The 14,389-nt window shown below is 64.9% G+C and carries 14 protein-coding genes; 8 read left to right on the top strand and 6 right to left on the bottom strand.

Annotated elements, in window-relative coordinates; translation table 11 throughout:
* Positions 1-7 precede the first annotated feature (7 nt).
* Complete coding sequence (locus AC1DE1_RS12880) at positions 8-1,018, bottom strand: KpsF/GutQ family sugar-phosphate isomerase (RefSeq protein ID WP_441603037.1); 1,011 nt, start codon at positions 1,016-1,018, stop codon at positions 8-10.
* A gap of 253 nt (positions 1,019-1,271) precedes the next feature.
* Here AC1DE1_RS12880 and AC1DE1_RS12875 point away from each other — a divergent pair, with 253 nt between their 5' ends.
* Together AC1DE1_RS12875 and murA are read left to right on the top strand one after the other, a co-directional pair.
* Complete coding sequence (locus tag AC1DE1_RS12875; protein ID WP_441603036.1) at positions 1,272-1,511, top strand: BolA family protein; 240 nt, start codon at positions 1,272-1,274, stop codon at positions 1,509-1,511.
* Between the two features lie 43 nt (positions 1,512-1,554).
* Positions 1,555-2,814 carry a UDP-N-acetylglucosamine 1-carboxyvinyltransferase gene (gene murA, locus AC1DE1_RS12870; protein ID WP_121882351.1) on the top strand — a complete coding sequence of 420 codons (1,260 nt, stop codon included), beginning with the start codon at positions 1,555-1,557 and terminating at the stop codon, positions 2,812-2,814.
* Positions 2,815-2,884: 70 nt separating this feature from the next.
* Here the strand turns inward: murA and AC1DE1_RS12865 are convergent, their stop codons facing one another.
* The 3 genes from AC1DE1_RS12865 to purM are packed head-to-tail and all read right to left on the bottom strand — an operon-like array spanning position 2,885 to position 5,358.
* A complete protein-coding gene (locus tag AC1DE1_RS12865; RefSeq protein ID WP_477176207.1) occupies positions 2,885-3,601 on the bottom strand; it encodes a DUF3108 domain-containing protein in 717 nt (238 codons plus the stop codon).
* 55 nt (positions 3,602-3,656) lie between these two features.
* Positions 3,657-4,325 (bottom strand): phosphoribosylglycinamide formyltransferase, encoded by a 669-nt coding sequence (gene purN, locus AC1DE1_RS12860; RefSeq protein ID WP_477176206.1) that lies wholly within the window; start codon positions 4,323-4,325, stop codon positions 3,657-3,659.
* A gap of 4 nt (positions 4,326-4,329) precedes the next feature.
* Positions 4,330-5,358, bottom strand: coding sequence for a phosphoribosylformylglycinamidine cyclo-ligase (gene purM / locus AC1DE1_RS12855; protein ID WP_477176205.1), 1,029 nt, complete (start codon positions 5,356-5,358; stop codon positions 4,330-4,332).
* 148 nt (positions 5,359-5,506) lie between these two features.
* Between purM and AC1DE1_RS12850 the strand changes: the two genes are divergently transcribed.
* From AC1DE1_RS12850 to hda, 3 genes are all read left to right on the top strand, one after another.
* A complete protein-coding gene (locus AC1DE1_RS12850) occupies positions 5,507-6,487 on the top strand; it encodes a DUF2066 domain-containing protein (protein ID WP_477176204.1) in 981 nt (326 codons plus the stop codon).
* Positions 6,488-6,571: 84 nt separating this feature from the next.
* On the top strand, positions 6,572-7,759 hold the full coding sequence (locus AC1DE1_RS12845) for an AI-2E family transporter (protein WP_477176203.1): 1,188 nt from the start codon (positions 6,572-6,574) through the stop codon (positions 7,757-7,759).
* Positions 7,756-8,460: a DnaA regulatory inactivator Hda gene (gene hda, locus AC1DE1_RS12840; protein WP_477179107.1), complete on the top strand. Its 705-nt coding sequence runs from the start codon at positions 7,756-7,758 to the stop codon at positions 8,458-8,460. Before AC1DE1_RS12845 ends, hda begins: the two co-directional genes overlap by 4 nt.
* A 156-nt stretch (positions 8,461-8,616) precedes the next feature.
* On the opposite strand, the gene AC1DE1_RS12835 is transcribed toward hda, so the two are convergent.
* Positions 8,617-9,420 carry an inositol monophosphatase family protein gene (locus tag AC1DE1_RS12835; RefSeq protein WP_477176201.1) on the bottom strand — a complete coding sequence of 268 codons (804 nt, stop codon included), beginning with the start codon at positions 9,418-9,420 and terminating at the stop codon, positions 8,617-8,619.
* A gap of 156 nt (positions 9,421-9,576) precedes the next feature.
* On the opposite strand from AC1DE1_RS12835, the gene AC1DE1_RS12830 reads away from it, so the two are divergent.
* Positions 9,577-10,350 carry an RNA methyltransferase gene (locus AC1DE1_RS12830; protein WP_477179106.1) on the top strand — a complete coding sequence of 258 codons (774 nt, stop codon included), beginning with the start codon at positions 9,577-9,579 and terminating at the stop codon, positions 10,348-10,350.
* Positions 10,351-10,472: 122 nt separating this feature from the next.
* Here AC1DE1_RS12830 and AC1DE1_RS12825 read toward each other — a convergent pair whose 3' ends face one another.
* Positions 10,473-11,795 carry a hemolysin family protein gene (locus AC1DE1_RS12825; protein ID WP_441603027.1) on the bottom strand — a complete coding sequence of 441 codons (1,323 nt, stop codon included), beginning with the start codon at positions 11,793-11,795 and terminating at the stop codon, positions 10,473-10,475.
* A gap of 158 nt (positions 11,796-11,953) precedes the next feature.
* Here AC1DE1_RS12825 and AC1DE1_RS12820 point away from each other — a divergent pair, with 158 nt between their 5' ends.
* Positions 11,954-12,583, top strand: a complete 630-nt coding sequence (locus AC1DE1_RS12820; RefSeq protein WP_121882340.1) for a pit accessory protein — start codon at positions 11,954-11,956, stop codon at positions 12,581-12,583.
* 79 nt (positions 12,584-12,662) lie between these two features.
* A complete protein-coding gene (locus tag AC1DE1_RS12815; RefSeq protein ID WP_477176199.1) occupies positions 12,663-13,784 on the top strand; it encodes an inorganic phosphate transporter in 1,122 nt (373 codons plus the stop codon).
* Positions 13,785-14,389: the final 605 nt, after the last annotated feature.

Here is a 14,389-nt window from a genome sequence, read left to right as displayed (position 1 = left end):
CTTTCGATCAGACCACACGGGCGCGGAGCAGATCGTGAATGTTAAGCGCTCCCACCACCTGCTGCTTGTCGTTGACCACCAGCAGCGCGTGAATCTGGTGCTTTTCCATCAGCTGGGCGGCCTCGATGGCCAGCTTGTCCGCACCGATGGTCTTGGGGCCGCGGGTCATCAGCTCGGCCACGGTGGCGCCGCGCAGGTCCAGGTCGTCATCGTCCAGCGCACGGCGAAGGTCGCCGTCGGTAAACACGCCGAGCAGGTGGTGATCGGCGTCGACCACGGCGGTCATGCCCAGCTGCTTGCGGGTCATTTCCATCAGCGCCTGGGTCAGCGAAGCGTTCGGCGGCACCGCCGGAATGCCTTCGCCGGTGTGCATCACATCGCTGATGTGCAGCAGCAGGCGACGGCCCAGGCTGCCTGCAGGATGGGAGCGGGCGAAGTCTTCGGAGGTGAAGCCGCGGGCCTCGAGCAGCGCGATGGCCAGGGCATCGCCCATGACCAGGGCAGCGGTAGTGCTGGCCGTGGGCGCCAGCCCGAGCGGGCAGGCTTCGGCGGCGATGCTGGCGTCCAGGTGCACATTGGCCTGGTCCGCCAACGACGAATTAGCGTTGCCCGTGATCGCGATCAGGGGGATGCCCTGGCGCTTGATCACCGGCAGGATGAACAGCACTTCGTCGGTTTCGCCCGAGTTGGACAGGGCCAGCACGATGTCCTGCGGCAGGATCATGCCCAGGTCGCCATGGCTGGCTTCACCCGGGTGGACGAAGAAAGCGGGCGTGCCGGTGGACGCCAGCGTGGCGGCGATCTTGCGGGCGACGTGGCCCGACTTGCCCATGCCGGTGACAACCACGCGGCCGGCGCAGCTCATGATCAGGCGGCAGGCTTCCACGAATTCGGGGCCGATGCGCGGCTCCAGGGCGCGGATGGTCGCCGCCTCGGTGGCGATCACGGTGCGCGCGCTCTGCACGATGGCGTCGGCGTTGATCGCAAGCGGGTTGGCTGGGGCGACGTAGGCGTTCATGCGTCCTCAAAAGTCTTGCGGTTTCCCGTCATAACCCTGAATGGGCGTCTGTAGACGGGAAACTCGGGTGTATCAATAGGTTGTGGGTGATCAACGGCCTAATTGAGAGGGCGCTGACGTCACGTGTCGTTTCTGCGACAGAGGTTTTCCATTAACATGGCATATTCGCATTTTAACGTCATAGTCGCTGCCATTGGGTTCGGTTCCTGACCGGATCGGCGGCGCTGACCCCAACTCTGCAAGTGGAAAAACCATGGACGCTGCCACCATCCAGGCAATGATCGAACAAGGCCTGCCCGGTGCTCAGGCTTCCGTCAGTGGCGACGACGGCGTGCACTTTGAAGCCCAAGTGGTGGCGGAACAGTTCGCCGGCAAGCTCCCGCTGGCGCGGCACCGCCTGGTTTACGCCACGCTTGGTGATCTCATGGGCGGTGCGATCCACGCGCTGGCCCTCAAGACGCTGACCCCCGCGGAAGTCGCTGCGCGCCATTAAGGCGGCGCTGCACTTCCGAGCCATTCATTCGCAAGGACTTTCCATGGCCAAGATCCTGATCAGTGGCGGCGAGCCGCTCCACGGTGAGGTGGGTATTTCGGGCGCCAAGAACGCCGTACTCCCGATTCTCGCTTCCTGCCTGCTGGCCGACGAGCCGGTGGCGATCAGCAACGTGCCGCATCTGCACGATGTGACGACCTTCATCGAGCTGCTTGGCCAGATGGGCACGCAGCTGGTGCTGGACGACCGCATGAAGATGCATATCGACCCGCGCACCACCGACCGCCACTTCGCCCCGTATGACCTGGTGCGCACCATGCGCGCCTCGATCCTGGTGCTGGGTCCGCTGGTGGCTCGCTTCGGCGAGGCGGAAGTGTCGCTGCCCGGCGGTTGCGCGATCGGCTCGCGTCCGGTGGACCAGCACATCCGCGGATTGCAGGCGCTGGGCGCCGAAGTGGTCGTGGAGAACGGCTACATCAAGGCCAAGGCCAAGCGCCTGAAGGGCGCGCGCATCTCGATGGACATGGTCACCGTGACCGGCACCGAGAACATCATGATGGCCGCCGCCCTCGCGCAGGGCACCACTGTGATCGAGAACGCCGCGCAGGAACCGGAAGTGGTCGACCTGGCGCATTGCCTGATCGCCATGGGCGCGCAGATCGAAGGCGCCGGCACCTCCACCCTGGTCATCCACGGCGTGGAGCGCCTGCACGGCGCCGAGTACGAAGTGCTGCCCGACCGCATCGAAACCGGCACCTTCCTGGTCGGCGCCGCGATGACCGGCGGCAAGGTGCGCGCACGCAACGCCCGTGCCGATACGCTCGATGCCGTGTTGTCCAAGCTGGAAGAAGCCGGCGCGCATATTTCCACCGGCGCCGACTGGATCGAGCTGGACATGCGCGGCCGTCGCCCCAAGGCGGTGAACATCACCACCGCGCCGTACCCGGCGTTTCCCACCGACATGCAGGCGCAGTTCACCGCGCTCAACTGCGTGGCCGAAGGCGTGGGCGTGATCACCGAGACCGTGTTCGAAAACCGCTTCATGCACGCGCTGGAACTGCAGCGCCTGGGCGCGGATATCCGCCTGGAAGGCAATACGGCGATCATCAAGGGCGTGGAAAAGATGAGCGGTGCGCCCATCATGGCGACCGACCTGCGTGCGTCCGCTTGCCTGGTGCTCGCCGGCCTGGTGGCCGAAGGAGACACCACGGTGGATCGCGTGTACCACATCGATCGCGGCTACGAGAACATCGAGGAAAAGCTCGGCGTGCTTGGTGCGAAGATTCGTCGACTGCCTTCCTGAGTCAGGTTTGACATGCGATATGAAAAAGGCCGCTGATGCGGCCTTTTTCTTTCAGTGCGGCGATAACCGATCAATTGCTCTTGTAGCTGACCAACTGCAATTCCAGATTGCCACCGTCGCTCTGCGAGAGCTTCACCGGCACCGGATATTTCTGCGGTGCGTACCACGCGCTGAAGCTGTTCTGGTCGCTGCTGCGCACCACGCGTTCGGCCTGGAAACTGCCGGCAGGCACCTTCACCGCTTCCTTGCCGGTGACCTTGAATTCCTGCGTTTCCACATTGCGCTTCACCGCAACCGGCAGCGACACGGACTGCTTGCCGCCACGCAGGGCGAGGCCGATCGCGTACGACGTGGTGTTGCGATCCACCATGCCCGGTGCGCTCGGATACGTCATCGGTCCCTTGCCGTCGTCTACCGTCACCTGGCCGCTGGTCCAGTTCACGTCGGTGTGGCGCTGCTTGTTCTTGAAGCCGGCGTCCATCTTGTAGTCATAGCTGACGGTTTCCGGCGCACCGTTGTTCCAGCGGAACGTGGTGGTTTCATTCGAGTTGGCGCCCAGCGCCGCGGCGATGCCGCCGGTTCCCTTGATCTGGTTGCTGTACACCCACTGGCCATTGGCTGCGGGCTTGAGCGAGACCACGGCCTCGCCGATCACCTGGCCACCTTGCGATACCTGATAGGTCGCCGTGAACGGGGTCGGGGCAGGTGCCGCGGCAAACGCGGCCGTCGTGGAGAGGGCCAGCGCGAGACCGGCAGCGAACGTGCGGAGGGAATGGGATGAGGTCATGGGGACCTCAGTCTACGGGCCGTTCCTGAACGACTTGTAGAGGACTGGAAAACCCTCAGTCAACCAATGCGCCGTGGCGCAGTTGCAGCGGCGCATCCAGCAGCTTGCCGTCCAGCGCCACGCGGTTGGGCGCGATCAGGTCCAGGCGTTGTTCGGCCATCAGTTTGAGCACCGCTGGCAGCAGCTGGTGTTCGAAAGTGAGCAGGCGATGGGCGAGCTGGCCTTCGTCGTCGCCGGGCTGGATCTGGATGCGCGCTTGCGCGATCACCGGGCCGCCATCGAGTTCGGCGGTCACGTAGTGCACGCTGGCGCCGTGCTCCGCGTCGCCCGCTTCGAGCGCGCGGCGGTGCGTGTGCAGGCCGCGATACTTGGGCAGCAGCGACGGGTGGACGTTGATCATGCGACCAACCCACGGCGCGAGTGCCTCGCCGTCGATGATGCGCATGAAGCCGGCGAGCACCAGCACCTGCGCGCCGCTGGCGTCGAGTCGTCGAAACAGTTCGAAGTCGAAATCCCGCCGGCTGGCGAAGTCCTTCGGGTTCAGCGTGAAGGTGGGGATGCACGCATCCTTGGCCAGCTGCAGCGCGCCCGCGTTGGGCTTGTCGCTGCCGACCACCACGAAGTCGACCGGCAGCACGCCCGCATCGCGGGCGACGATCAGGGCTTGCAGGTTGCTGCCGCGCCCGGATGCGAGCACGGCAACGCGAAGACGCGGAGCAGTCACGAACTCAACCGATGTGCACGCGCTCGTCGCCCTGCGCGGGCACGATCTCGCCGATCACCGAGCTGGCCAGGCCATGCTTGGCCAGCAGGGCGCTCGCAGCGTCGACGGCCTCGCGCGGCAGAATGACGGTGAAGCCCACGCCGCAGTTGAAGGTGCGCCACATTTCCTCGCGCGCCACGTTGCCTTCGCGCATCAGCCACTCGAACACCGGCGGCAGCACGATGGCGGCCGCATCGACGTGGATGCCGAGGTTGTCAGGCACCACGCGGATGATGTTTTCCTTCAGGCCACCGCCGGTGATGTGGGCCATGCCATGCACCGGCTGGTTCTTCAGCAGATCCAGCATCGGCTTCACATAGATGGTGGTCGGCGCCATCAGCGCGTCGGCCAGGGTGACACCGCCCAGATCCAGATCCAGCGGATTGCCGGCGCGCTCGAGGATCTTGCGGATCAGCGAATAGCCATTGGAATGCGGACCGGAAGAGGCCACGCCCAGGATCACGTCGCCGGCCACGATGGCGTTGCCGCTGAGCAGCTGCGACTTTTCCACGGCGCCGACGGTGAAACCGCCCAGGTCGTATTCACCCGGCGGGTACATATCGGGCATTTCCGCCGTTTCGCCGCCGATCAGCGCGCAACCGGCCAGCTCGCAGCCCTTGGCGATGCCGCCGACCACGGCCACGGTCGTGTCCACGTCCAGCTTGCCGGTAGCGAAGTAGTCGAGGAAGAACAGCGGCTCGGCGCCCTGCACCAGCACGTCGTTCACGCACATGCCGACCAGGTCGATGCCGATGGTGTCGTGGCGGCCCAGCTGCTGGGCCAGCTTCAACTTGGTGCCCACGCCGTCGGTACCGGAGACCAGCACCGGCTCCTTGTACTTGCCCGACAGGTCGAACAGGCCGCCGAAACCGCCCAGGCCGCCCATCACTTCGGGACGGGAGGTGCGCTTGACCAGCGGCTTGATGCGTTCGACCACGGCATTGCCTGCGTCGATATCGACGCCAGCGGCGCGGTAGGTGAGTGCGTCGGACATGGGGGCAACCCGGCGGGGAGAAACGACAAATTGTAGCAGCGTAGGGGGATCGTTTCCTGAGTGATGACGCTGAACCGGGACATCTTCGATGGACGCTAGGGGGCGGATTGGGCAGACTTCCGGCGTCCCCCACCGGATTTCGGTCCCCATGCGCCTGTCCCGCCTGCTGCTCGTCTGTTTCATGCTGGGCCTCGCCCCGCTGCTGTCCGTGCATGCGCAGGGGCAAGTGTCGCCGTACACCGTGACCGTGTCCGTGGCCGATACCAGCGAGGCTGCCCGCAACAATGCCTTCGGCGACGCCCTGGCCCAGGTGCTGGCGCGCACCTCCGGCGGCCAGGACCTGAGCGCCAAGCCGGGCTACGCCGATGTGCTCAAGGGCGCCTCGGGCATCGTCCAGCAGTATCAGTACCAGCGGGCCACCACCGGTATGGCCCTGCAGGTCACCTTTGACCAGGCCGCCGTGCAGCGCGCCGTGTCCCAGATGGGCGTGTCCGGCGGCGGTTCCCGTCCTCCGGTGCTGCTGGTGGTACGTGATGAGGACGGCAGCGTGCTCACCCGCGATGCGCTGTCCACGCTGACCCAGACCGTTGCCGCCAAGGGCTATAGCACCGTGCTGGCCGATCCGGCCAAGACCGGCGACACACCGAATCTGACCAGTGCCGAGCCCGACCAGGTCGCTGCCATGGCGCGGCAGTACAAGACCGGCCTGATGCTGTTGGGCCAGGTCCATGGCAACGCCGCGGACTGGGTGCTGCTGTCGGGCGGTGCCCAGCAGAAGTGGAGCACGCAGGGCGCCAACGTCGCCGCCGTACTCACCGATGCAGGCAACGGGCTGGCCGACCGTCTCGGCAAGCAGCTCAATGTGATCGGCTCGGTGACGGTCGACGGCAAGCTGTGGGTATCGCAGATCAATTCGGCCATGGATTACGCCAACCTCGTGGCCGTTCTGCGCGCCGATCCCAATGTGCGTCAGGTGACCACGCTCAGAGCGCAGGGCGATGGCATGTTGTTCCTGGTGAAATCCAGCCTGCCGATGGATGCCCTGACCAATAGCCTCGCCGCCGGCGGCCGCGTCCTGCGCGGCGATTCGCATGGCGATGCGGATGCCAGCCTGCGCTGGGTCCACTGATTGCGCCGCGGCGAAAGCCGCGTCATGCGTGCGCCAGCCTGGATCCGGCGCGCGTTTCTTACCGCCTTTCTCATGGGATGAGCCATGTCGATGACGCCTGACAGCTCCCGCCGCTGGCAAATGCTCGCGATCACCGCGGTCTTCCTTTACCTGTTCTGGCTGCTGGCGCCGGTGATGATGCCGTTCGTGGTGGCGGCGATGCTGGCTTACCTTGGAGATCCGCTGGCCGATCGTCTGCAGCGGCTGGGCATGGGACGCACGCTGGCGGTAAGCATCGTCTTCATCGTGCTGCTGCTGGTCACCGTTGGCGCGCTGATCTTGCTGGTCCCGCTGATTTCCCGCCAGATCGACAATCTGGTGGACAACATGCCCCGCTATGTGGAGTGGGCTCGCGATACGGCGCTGCCCTGGGTGCAGGCCAAGCTGCACCTCGATCCCAGGGCGTTCGACACCGATCGCCTGATCCAGCAGATCAAGGATCACCTGGGCTCGATCGGCAATGCGGCTTCGGTGGTGCTGGGCAAGATTTCCCGCTCCAGCGTGGGCGTGATTTTGTGGCTCACCAACCTGGTGCTGATCCCGGTGGTGGCGTTCTACCTGCTGCGCGACTGGGACCGCATGGTGGCGTGGATCGACCGCATCCTGCCGCGCTCGATCGAGCCGACTGTTGCCCACCTCGCGCGTGAAGCGGATAGCGTGCTCGGCGCCTTCGTGCGCGGCCAGCTGCTGGTGATGCTCGCGCTGGGCATCTTCTACGGCGTGGCGCTCACGCTGATGGGGCTGTCGGTGGGCCCGCTGATCGGTATGATCGCCGGCTTGCTCAGTTTCGTGCCCTATCTTGGCTTCATCGTGGGCTTTGGCTCCGCGCTGATCGCCGCGATGGTGCAATACGGCGACTGGACGCATGTGCTGATCGTGGTAGGCATCTTCACCGTCGGCCAGTTGCTGGAAGGCTATGTGCTGGTGCCCCAGCTGGTGGGCGACAAGATCGGCCTGCATCCGGTGGCGGTGATTTTTGCCGTGCTGGCCGGCGGTTACCTGTTCGGCTTCCTCGGCGTGCTGTTGGCCTTGCCGGCGGCGTCGGTGATCCTGGTGCTGCTGCGCTACCTGACCGAGCGCTACCGACAAAGCGATCTATACACGGAGGAGGGCGCGGGCGATCCCGTGCTCACCGAAGTGGATGTAGTCGTCGAGACGCCGCAGGGCGAAGTGGAAACCCGCACCGTGATCGACGACCGAGGCAACCCGAAGGACGCAGTACCACCCCCATGATTCCGCAGTTGCCGCTTGCCCTGCGCTGGCCTCGCCGCCAGCGTTTCGAACATTTCCATCCCGGCAGCAACGCCGGGACGCTCGCTGCCGTTGAGCAGCTGGCCCATGCGGCGCACACGCCGTGGCTCTACCTGGCGGGGCCCACTGGCAGCGGCAAGAGCCATCTGCTGATGGCCGCCTGCCAGGCTGCCATCCAGGGTGGTCGTACGGTGCAATACCTGCCCTTGGCCAGCATCGGCAACCGGGCTGCGGCTATCCGCGGCGTGGCTGGCAGCGAATTCCTCGCCCTGGACGACCTGGGCGTCATCGCGGGCGATCGCGAGGCCGAGCACGCCTTGTTCGACCTGTATAACCAGGCCAAGGCCGAAGGCGCCGCCTTCTTGTTTGCGGCCGAGGTGTTGCCCGTGCAACTGGGCCTGGTGCTGCCGGATCTGCGCTCGCGCCTGGGCGCCTGCCAACAGGCTTTGCTCAAGCCCTTGGACGATGCCGAGCGGCGCAACGTACTGCGTGAACAGGCGGCCACGCGCGGCATCGAGCTGGACGACACGGTGCTCGATTGGCTGTTCAATCGCTACGCCCGAGATCTGGGCGCGTTGTTTGATCTGCTGGATCAGATCGACCGTGCTTCGCTGGCGGCGAAGCGGCGCATCACAGTGCCGTTTTTGCGGGTGTTTTTGCGTGAGTCCGAGCCGGGCGCCTGATGTTTCCCGTCCCTTGTGGGAGCGCACCCTGTGCGCGACTGAGGTAGAACGCAGCGGGACGGTCGCGCACAGGGTGCGCTCCCACAGGGGTTAGGTGGCTCTGGCTACAAAAAAGGCGCCCGAAGGCGCCTTTTTCTTATGACCAATAACCCATCCTCACGCCATCAACAAACGCGGCGTCGCATTCGCGCTGATCGCATCCACCATCGCCTGCGCCACATTGAGGTTGCCGGCAATGATGTTGCCGCTCTCCGGGATGCCGTCGCGACCGGCGAAATCGCAGTAGCGACCACCGGCCTCGCGCACCAGCAGGGCGCCGGCGGCCATGTCCCAGGGCTTCAGGCCGATCTCGAAGAAACCGTCAAAACGACCGGCGGCCACATAGGCCAGATCCAGCGCGGCGGAGCCGGAGCGACGGATGTCCTCGGCGTGGCCGAGCAGGGCGCGGGTCATGTCGAGCTGGGCATCGAGGTGCGAGCGCTGGCGGTAGGGGAAGCCGGTGCCGATCATCGCCCCGGCCAGATTCTCGCGCTTGGCCACGCGCATGCGGCGGTCGTTGACGTAGGCGCCATCGCCCTTGCTGGCAGTGAACAGTTCGTCGCGCAGCGGATCGAACACCACCGCATACACCGGCTCACCCTTGTCGAGCAGGGCGATGGACACGGAGAAGTGCGGAATGCCGCGCAGGTAGTTGTGCGTGCCGTCGAGCGGATCGATCACCCATACCAGCGGCCCCTTGCCGATCGCGCCGCTTTCCTCGGCGAGGAAGGCGTGGGTCGGATAGGCGCGCTTGAGTTCCTTGACGATCTCGGCTTCGGCCAGGCGATCGACTTCCGAGGCGAAGTCCATGCGCTGCTTCTCGACGATATTGAGTCCGTCGATGCGGTTCATATAGCGCAGGATGATGTTTCCTGCGGCGCGCGCGGCGCGCACCGCGACATTAATGGCGGGTCTTGGCATGGCTTCGGCTTTCAAAAGAACGGGGTTTTGGCCGCGAAGTCTATCAGAGACATGGCCGCGAGGCAGTCCCGGGAGGCCGACCGGGCGCGTCGCGTTTGACAGGAAGCCCGGAGGTTTCCAAGCTTTGCGCCCGTTTACCCGAGTTTTCCTGCCCCGATGAGCGCTGAATCCGACCTCGCCGCCCGCATCCGCTACGTGCTGGTGCGCACCTCGCACCCCGGCAATATCGGCAGCGCAGCCCGCGCCATCCRCACCATGGGCTTCGACCGGATGGCCCTGGTGGCCCCGCACCGCTTCCCGGACCGGGAGGCTTCGGCCCTGGCCGCCGGCGCCGACGAGGTGCTGGAAAACGCCACCGTGAGCGAAGGTCTGGTCGATGCCCTGGCCGGCACCAGCCTGGCCCTGGGTCTGTCGGCCCGCCGCCGTGGCGTGGACCTGGAGGAACTCACCCCGCGCGAAGCCGCCAGCCGAGCGCTGGCCGCGGCCGCCCGCGGCGAGCAGGTGGCGCTGGTGTTCGGCAACGAGCGTACCGGCCTGGAGAACGAAGAATTGGCGCGCTGCCACGCGATGGTGCGCATCCCCAGCGTCGACGATTTCAGTTCCCTGAACCTATCGCAGGCCGTGCAGGTGATGGCGTACGAGTTGCGCGTGGCATCGCTGGGCGAGGTCAACGTGCCGGTTCGCGCCGATGCCGAGCCACCGGCCGATGCGGCGCAGATGGAGCGTTTCTTCGAGCACCTGTCGCAGATGCTCGACGATATCGATTTCCACAAGGGTCGCGCGCCGACCACCATCATGTTGCGCCTGCGCAAGCTGTTTCAGCGGGCGCAGCCTGATGAGCGCGAGTTGCGCGTAATGCATGGCATTTTTGCCGATGCGCAGCGGATGGCGCAGATTGCTACCGACAAGATCAAGGCGTCGAAGGGCTGAGTAGATCGCTGCGCGACGCTTGGTTCCATTGTGGGAGCGCACCCTGTGCGCGACGGCGAGGCATGGATCGAAACCGAGGCCGTCGCGCACAGGGTGCGCTCCCACAGAAACGCTCTCAGGCCTTAGAACCCGTCTTCTTCCACATCAATCTTCGGCAACCGCGCTACCAGCAGCTTGTCGATGCGCGCGCCGTCCAGGTCCACGACTTCCACCCGGAAGCCGCGCCACTCGAAGGTTTCGCCGGTCTGCGGGATATGGCCGAGCACGGCCATCACCATGCCTGCCGCTGTGCGGTATTCGTGCTCTTCTTCGCCGGGCAGGGCGTCGACCCCCAGCAGTTCACGCAGGTCGTCGGTGGACAGCGAGCCGTCGATCAGCCAGCTGCCATCCTCGCGCGGCGTGATCAGCGGGCTTTCCTTGGTGTCGCTGCTGCCCAGCTGGGTGGCGCCCACAATGGCCGCCAGCAAGTCATTGAGCGTCACCAGTCCTTCGATGTCGCCGTACTCGTCCACCACCAACGCGAGCTGGGTTTCCGCATCGCGGAATTCTTCCAGCAAGTCCAGCGCTCGTGCGGTAGCGGGCACGTAGAGCGGCTTGGAGAGCTGGCCGAAGATGTCGGGCTTGCCTTCGGCGTAGCTGCGCAGCAGGCGCTTTACTTCGACCACGCCGAGAATGTCGCTTTCATCGCCGCGGTATACCGGGTAGCGCGAGTAAGGCGTGGTGCGCAGGATCTCAGCGCTCTCCTGGTAATTGGCCGCTGCATCCAGCCACACAATGCGCGTGCGCGGCGTCATCACGCTGTCCACCGTGCGATCGCCCAGGCGCAGCACGCGGTTGACCATGTTGTGTTCGTCGCGATCAAGCACGCCGTGCTCGGCGCTTTCCGCCACCAGCAGGCGGATTTCCTCTTCCGTGGCCACGTCGCTGCCGCGTCCCTTCACGCGCAGTAGGCGCAACAGGAAGCTGCTGGAAAGATTGAGCAGCCACACGAAGGGCGCGGTGATGCGCGACAACACCATCATCGGCATCGACACATAGCCGGAGATCAGCTCGGGCGCGGACAGCGCGAGGCGTTTGGGCACCAGCTCGCCGATCACGATATTGATGAAGGAAATCAGCACAAAGCCCAGCACCAGACCGATGATCCTGGCATAGGGCTCGATCCAGGCTGCGCGTCCGCCATGGATGGCGTTGGCAATGTGGTCGCCCAGCGCATCGCCGGCCAGGGCACCGGTAATCAGGATCACCATGGTCATGCCCACCTGGACGGTGGAAAGGAAGCGCTCCGGCGCTTCGGCATTGCGCAGGGCCATGCGGGCACGGCGGCTGTCGCGGGCCATGTGCTTGAGGCGGCTCTTGCGCGAGGCCACCAGGGCCATTTCCGACAACGCGAAAAAGCCGTTGAACAGGGAAAGCACGATGACGAGGGCGATTTCGGTCAGCATGCGGGTCGCCGGCCGGTGGGAAGGTCGCGTTTGGACATGAGACGCAGTGTAAGTCCTAAGAGGCCCGGAGGGGCCGGCAGGGTTTGATGCGGTGCGGCTCGGGGCTCCTGTAACATATCCGTCATTTTCCGCCCCCCTCGCACCCAGGCAATAACCGCATGTTTTCATTGCAAACGATTTTCGGCAAAGGCGACAAGTTCTATGGCCTGCTCGAACAGAGCGCCGAGGCTGCTCGCGAAAGCGCCAAAGCCCTGCACGAGCTGGTCACGCGCCGGGATCACGCCCCGGTGATGGCCGCCTTCGCCGCCGCGCGCCAGCGCGAGAAGGCGCTGGCGGGGCAGATCAGCGAGGAACTGGTGAACACCTTTGTCACCGCGCTGGATCGCGAGGACATCGAGGCGCTCAACTCGGCGCTCTACAAGATTCCCAAGACCATCGAGAAGTTTGCCGAGCGCTATGAGATCGTCGCCGGCCGCGTGGCCGACGTGGATTTCGCCGCTCGCGCGCTGATCCTGGAACGCGCCACCGGCGTGGTGTCGGAAATGATCGGCGAGCTGCGCCGCGGCCTGCGCATCGATCCGGTAAAGAAACTGCAAGATCGCCTGCAGACGCTGGAGTCCGAAGGCGACCGCATGTTGCTGTCGCCGTACCGCACGCTGTACGTGGAAGGCGGCGATGCGATGCGCGCGATGCTGGCGAAGGACTTGTTCGAGCTGCTCGAAAAAGCCATCGACAAGTGCCGCGACGTGGGCAATACCGTGTACTCGATCGTGCTGAAGAATTCCTGAGGCGCGACCTGATGAATCCCTTTCAAGTAAGCCGCCCGGTTGTGTTCCGGGCTTACGGCGTTGTGCGCGGGGTGCGCGCATGAGCATCGGTCTGGCTATTGCCGTGGTGCTGATCGCGCTGGCTTTTACCTATATCAACGGCTTCCACGACACCGCCAATTCCATCGCCACGGTGGTGGCGACCAAGGTGCTGACGCCCGGCCAGGCCGTGATGATGGCCGCGATCACCAACCTGATCGGTGCACTGTGGGGCACGGCGGTGGCCAAGACCATCGCGTCGGGCCTGATCGATACGCATGTCATCGATGCGGGGCCGCAGTTGCTGATCTGCGCCTTGCTGGCCGCCACGGTGTGGAACCTCATCACCTGGTGGTGGGGCCTGCCGTCCAGCTCCAGCCATGCGCTCGTGGGCGCGTTGGTCGGCGCGGCGATCGCGGCGTCCGGCAATAACTTCGCTTCGGTGATCTGGTCGCAGGGTGGCGCGCACTGGTGGGATGGCAAGGGCGTGGTGCCCAAGGTCATCCTGCCGATGGTGATTTCACCCTTGCTGGGTTTCGTCATCGGCTTTCTGTTGATGGGCGGGTTGTATGCCTTGCTCAGCTGGTTCTCCAGTCGCACCGGCTTCCTGCGGCGATTTGGTCGCACGCCATTCGTGAATGCGTTTTTCGGCAAGGCGCAGATCGTCTCGGCCAGTGCGATGGGTCTGGCGCACGGCATGAACGATGCGCAGAAGAGCATGGGCATCATTGCGCTCGCCCTGGCGGGCGCAACCACCGCCGGTCAGTTTGACGGCCTGCCCGAGTGGCTTAGCTTCCTGCGCATTCATGGTTCGGCTGATGGTGGCTTCAATGTGCCCGCGTGGGTCGCCGTGGTTTGCGCACTCACCATGGCTGGCGGTACGGCAGGCGGCGGCTGGCGCATCATCAAGACGCTGGGTCACAAGATGGTGAAGCTGCATCCCATCAATGGTTTTGCAGCCGAGGGCAGTTCGGCGGCGGTCATTCTCACCGCGTCTGCGTTCGGCATTCCGGTGTCGACCACGCATAACGTGTCGGCGTCGATCATGGGTGTGGGTGCGGCCAAGCGTTGGAATGCGATCCGTTGGTCGGTGGTGGAGCGGATGGTGTGGGCTTGGATTCTTACGTTGCCGATTACGGCGTTGTTGGCGTATGGGTTTGTGAGGTTGGCGGCGACGTTTTGATGGGGTTTGGTTGTTGTGGCTTGCTGATTGATCAAGTGTGCAAGTGAGCAAGCGAGCAAGTGATCAAGCGGTGCGCCACACTTCTCCCTCTGCCCTCCGGGGAGAGGGCCGGGGTGAGGGGCGGGTGCTCGCGGGAACGTTTCTTCTTTGCCGTCATCCCATCGCAGGCCGGGATTACTCTTCTTCTGCCGCGTGCCTGATCATCCAAAACCTCGGCTTCTGATTGTCGTCTTGAGGCCAGCGTGCCGCCTACGCGGCGGGCGTTTCGATCGGCTGCCGCCGCTCGAGTCACTTTTCTTTGCTGGCCCAAAGAAAAGTAACCCAAAGAAATGGCCTGATAACGCCCGCAGCATCGTGCTGGGATAAGCCCGAACGCTCGAGGCGCGCTGTTGTGGGACAACCTCCGAGGGTACACAGGGGATACTTCCAAGCGCTGCGCAACGCGCCCGAATCGCTGAGGACTTAAAGCGGGGCCTCGCTGCGCATCGGCTTTGGGTCACACATGGCGCACCTGGTGCCACGCCTGGCGCTTGTCTGTGGGAGCGCACCCTGTGCGCGACAGCCACGCCGCGGTGTACCGCTCCGTAGGTTTGTCGCGCACAGGG

The organism is Dyella sp. 05T440 (assembly GCF_056395965.1).
Note: the sequence above shows the minus strand (reverse complement) of the source record. Positions and strands in the feature narration are given on the sequence as shown.

Excerpts from the sequence above, each read along its gene's own strand:
- AC1DE1_RS12850 (WP_477176204.1), top strand. The coding sequence starts at position 5,507 with ATGCGCCTGTCCCGCCTGCTGCTCGTCTGTTTCATGCTGGGCCTCGCC.
- AC1DE1_RS12815 (WP_477176199.1), top strand. The coding sequence starts at position 12,663 with ATGAGCATCGGTCTGGCTATTGCCGTGGTGCTGATCGCGCTGGCTTTT.
- purM (WP_477176205.1), bottom strand. The coding sequence starts at position 5,358 with ATGTCCGACGCACTCACCTACCGCGCCGCTGGCGTCGATATCGACGCA.
- AC1DE1_RS12820 (WP_121882340.1), top strand. The coding sequence starts at position 11,954 with ATGTTTTCATTGCAAACGATTTTCGGCAAAGGCGACAAGTTCTATGGC.
- AC1DE1_RS12835 (WP_477176201.1), bottom strand. The coding sequence starts at position 9,420 with ATGCCAAGACCCGCCATTAATGTCGCGGTGCGCGCCGCGCGCGCCGCA.
- AC1DE1_RS12875 (WP_441603036.1), top strand. The coding sequence starts at position 1,272 with ATGGACGCTGCCACCATCCAGGCAATGATCGAACAAGGCCTGCCCGGT.
- AC1DE1_RS12825 (WP_441603027.1), bottom strand. The coding sequence starts at position 11,795 with ATGCTGACCGAAATCGCCCTCGTCATCGTGCTTTCCCTGTTCAACGGC.
- AC1DE1_RS12845 (WP_477176203.1), top strand. The coding sequence starts at position 6,572 with ATGTCGATGACGCCTGACAGCTCCCGCCGCTGGCAAATGCTCGCGATC.
- AC1DE1_RS12880 (WP_441603037.1), bottom strand. The coding sequence starts at position 1,018 with ATGAACGCCTACGTCGCCCCAGCCAACCCGCTTGCGATCAACGCCGAC.
- hda (WP_477179107.1), top strand. The coding sequence starts at position 7,756 with ATGATTCCGCAGTTGCCGCTTGCCCTGCGCTGGCCTCGCCGCCAGCGT.
- AC1DE1_RS12865 (WP_477176207.1), bottom strand. The coding sequence starts at position 3,601 with ATGACCTCATCCCATTCCCTCCGCACGTTCGCTGCCGGTCTCGCGCTG.
- murA (WP_121882351.1), top strand. The coding sequence starts at position 1,555 with ATGGCCAAGATCCTGATCAGTGGCGGCGAGCCGCTCCACGGTGAGGTG.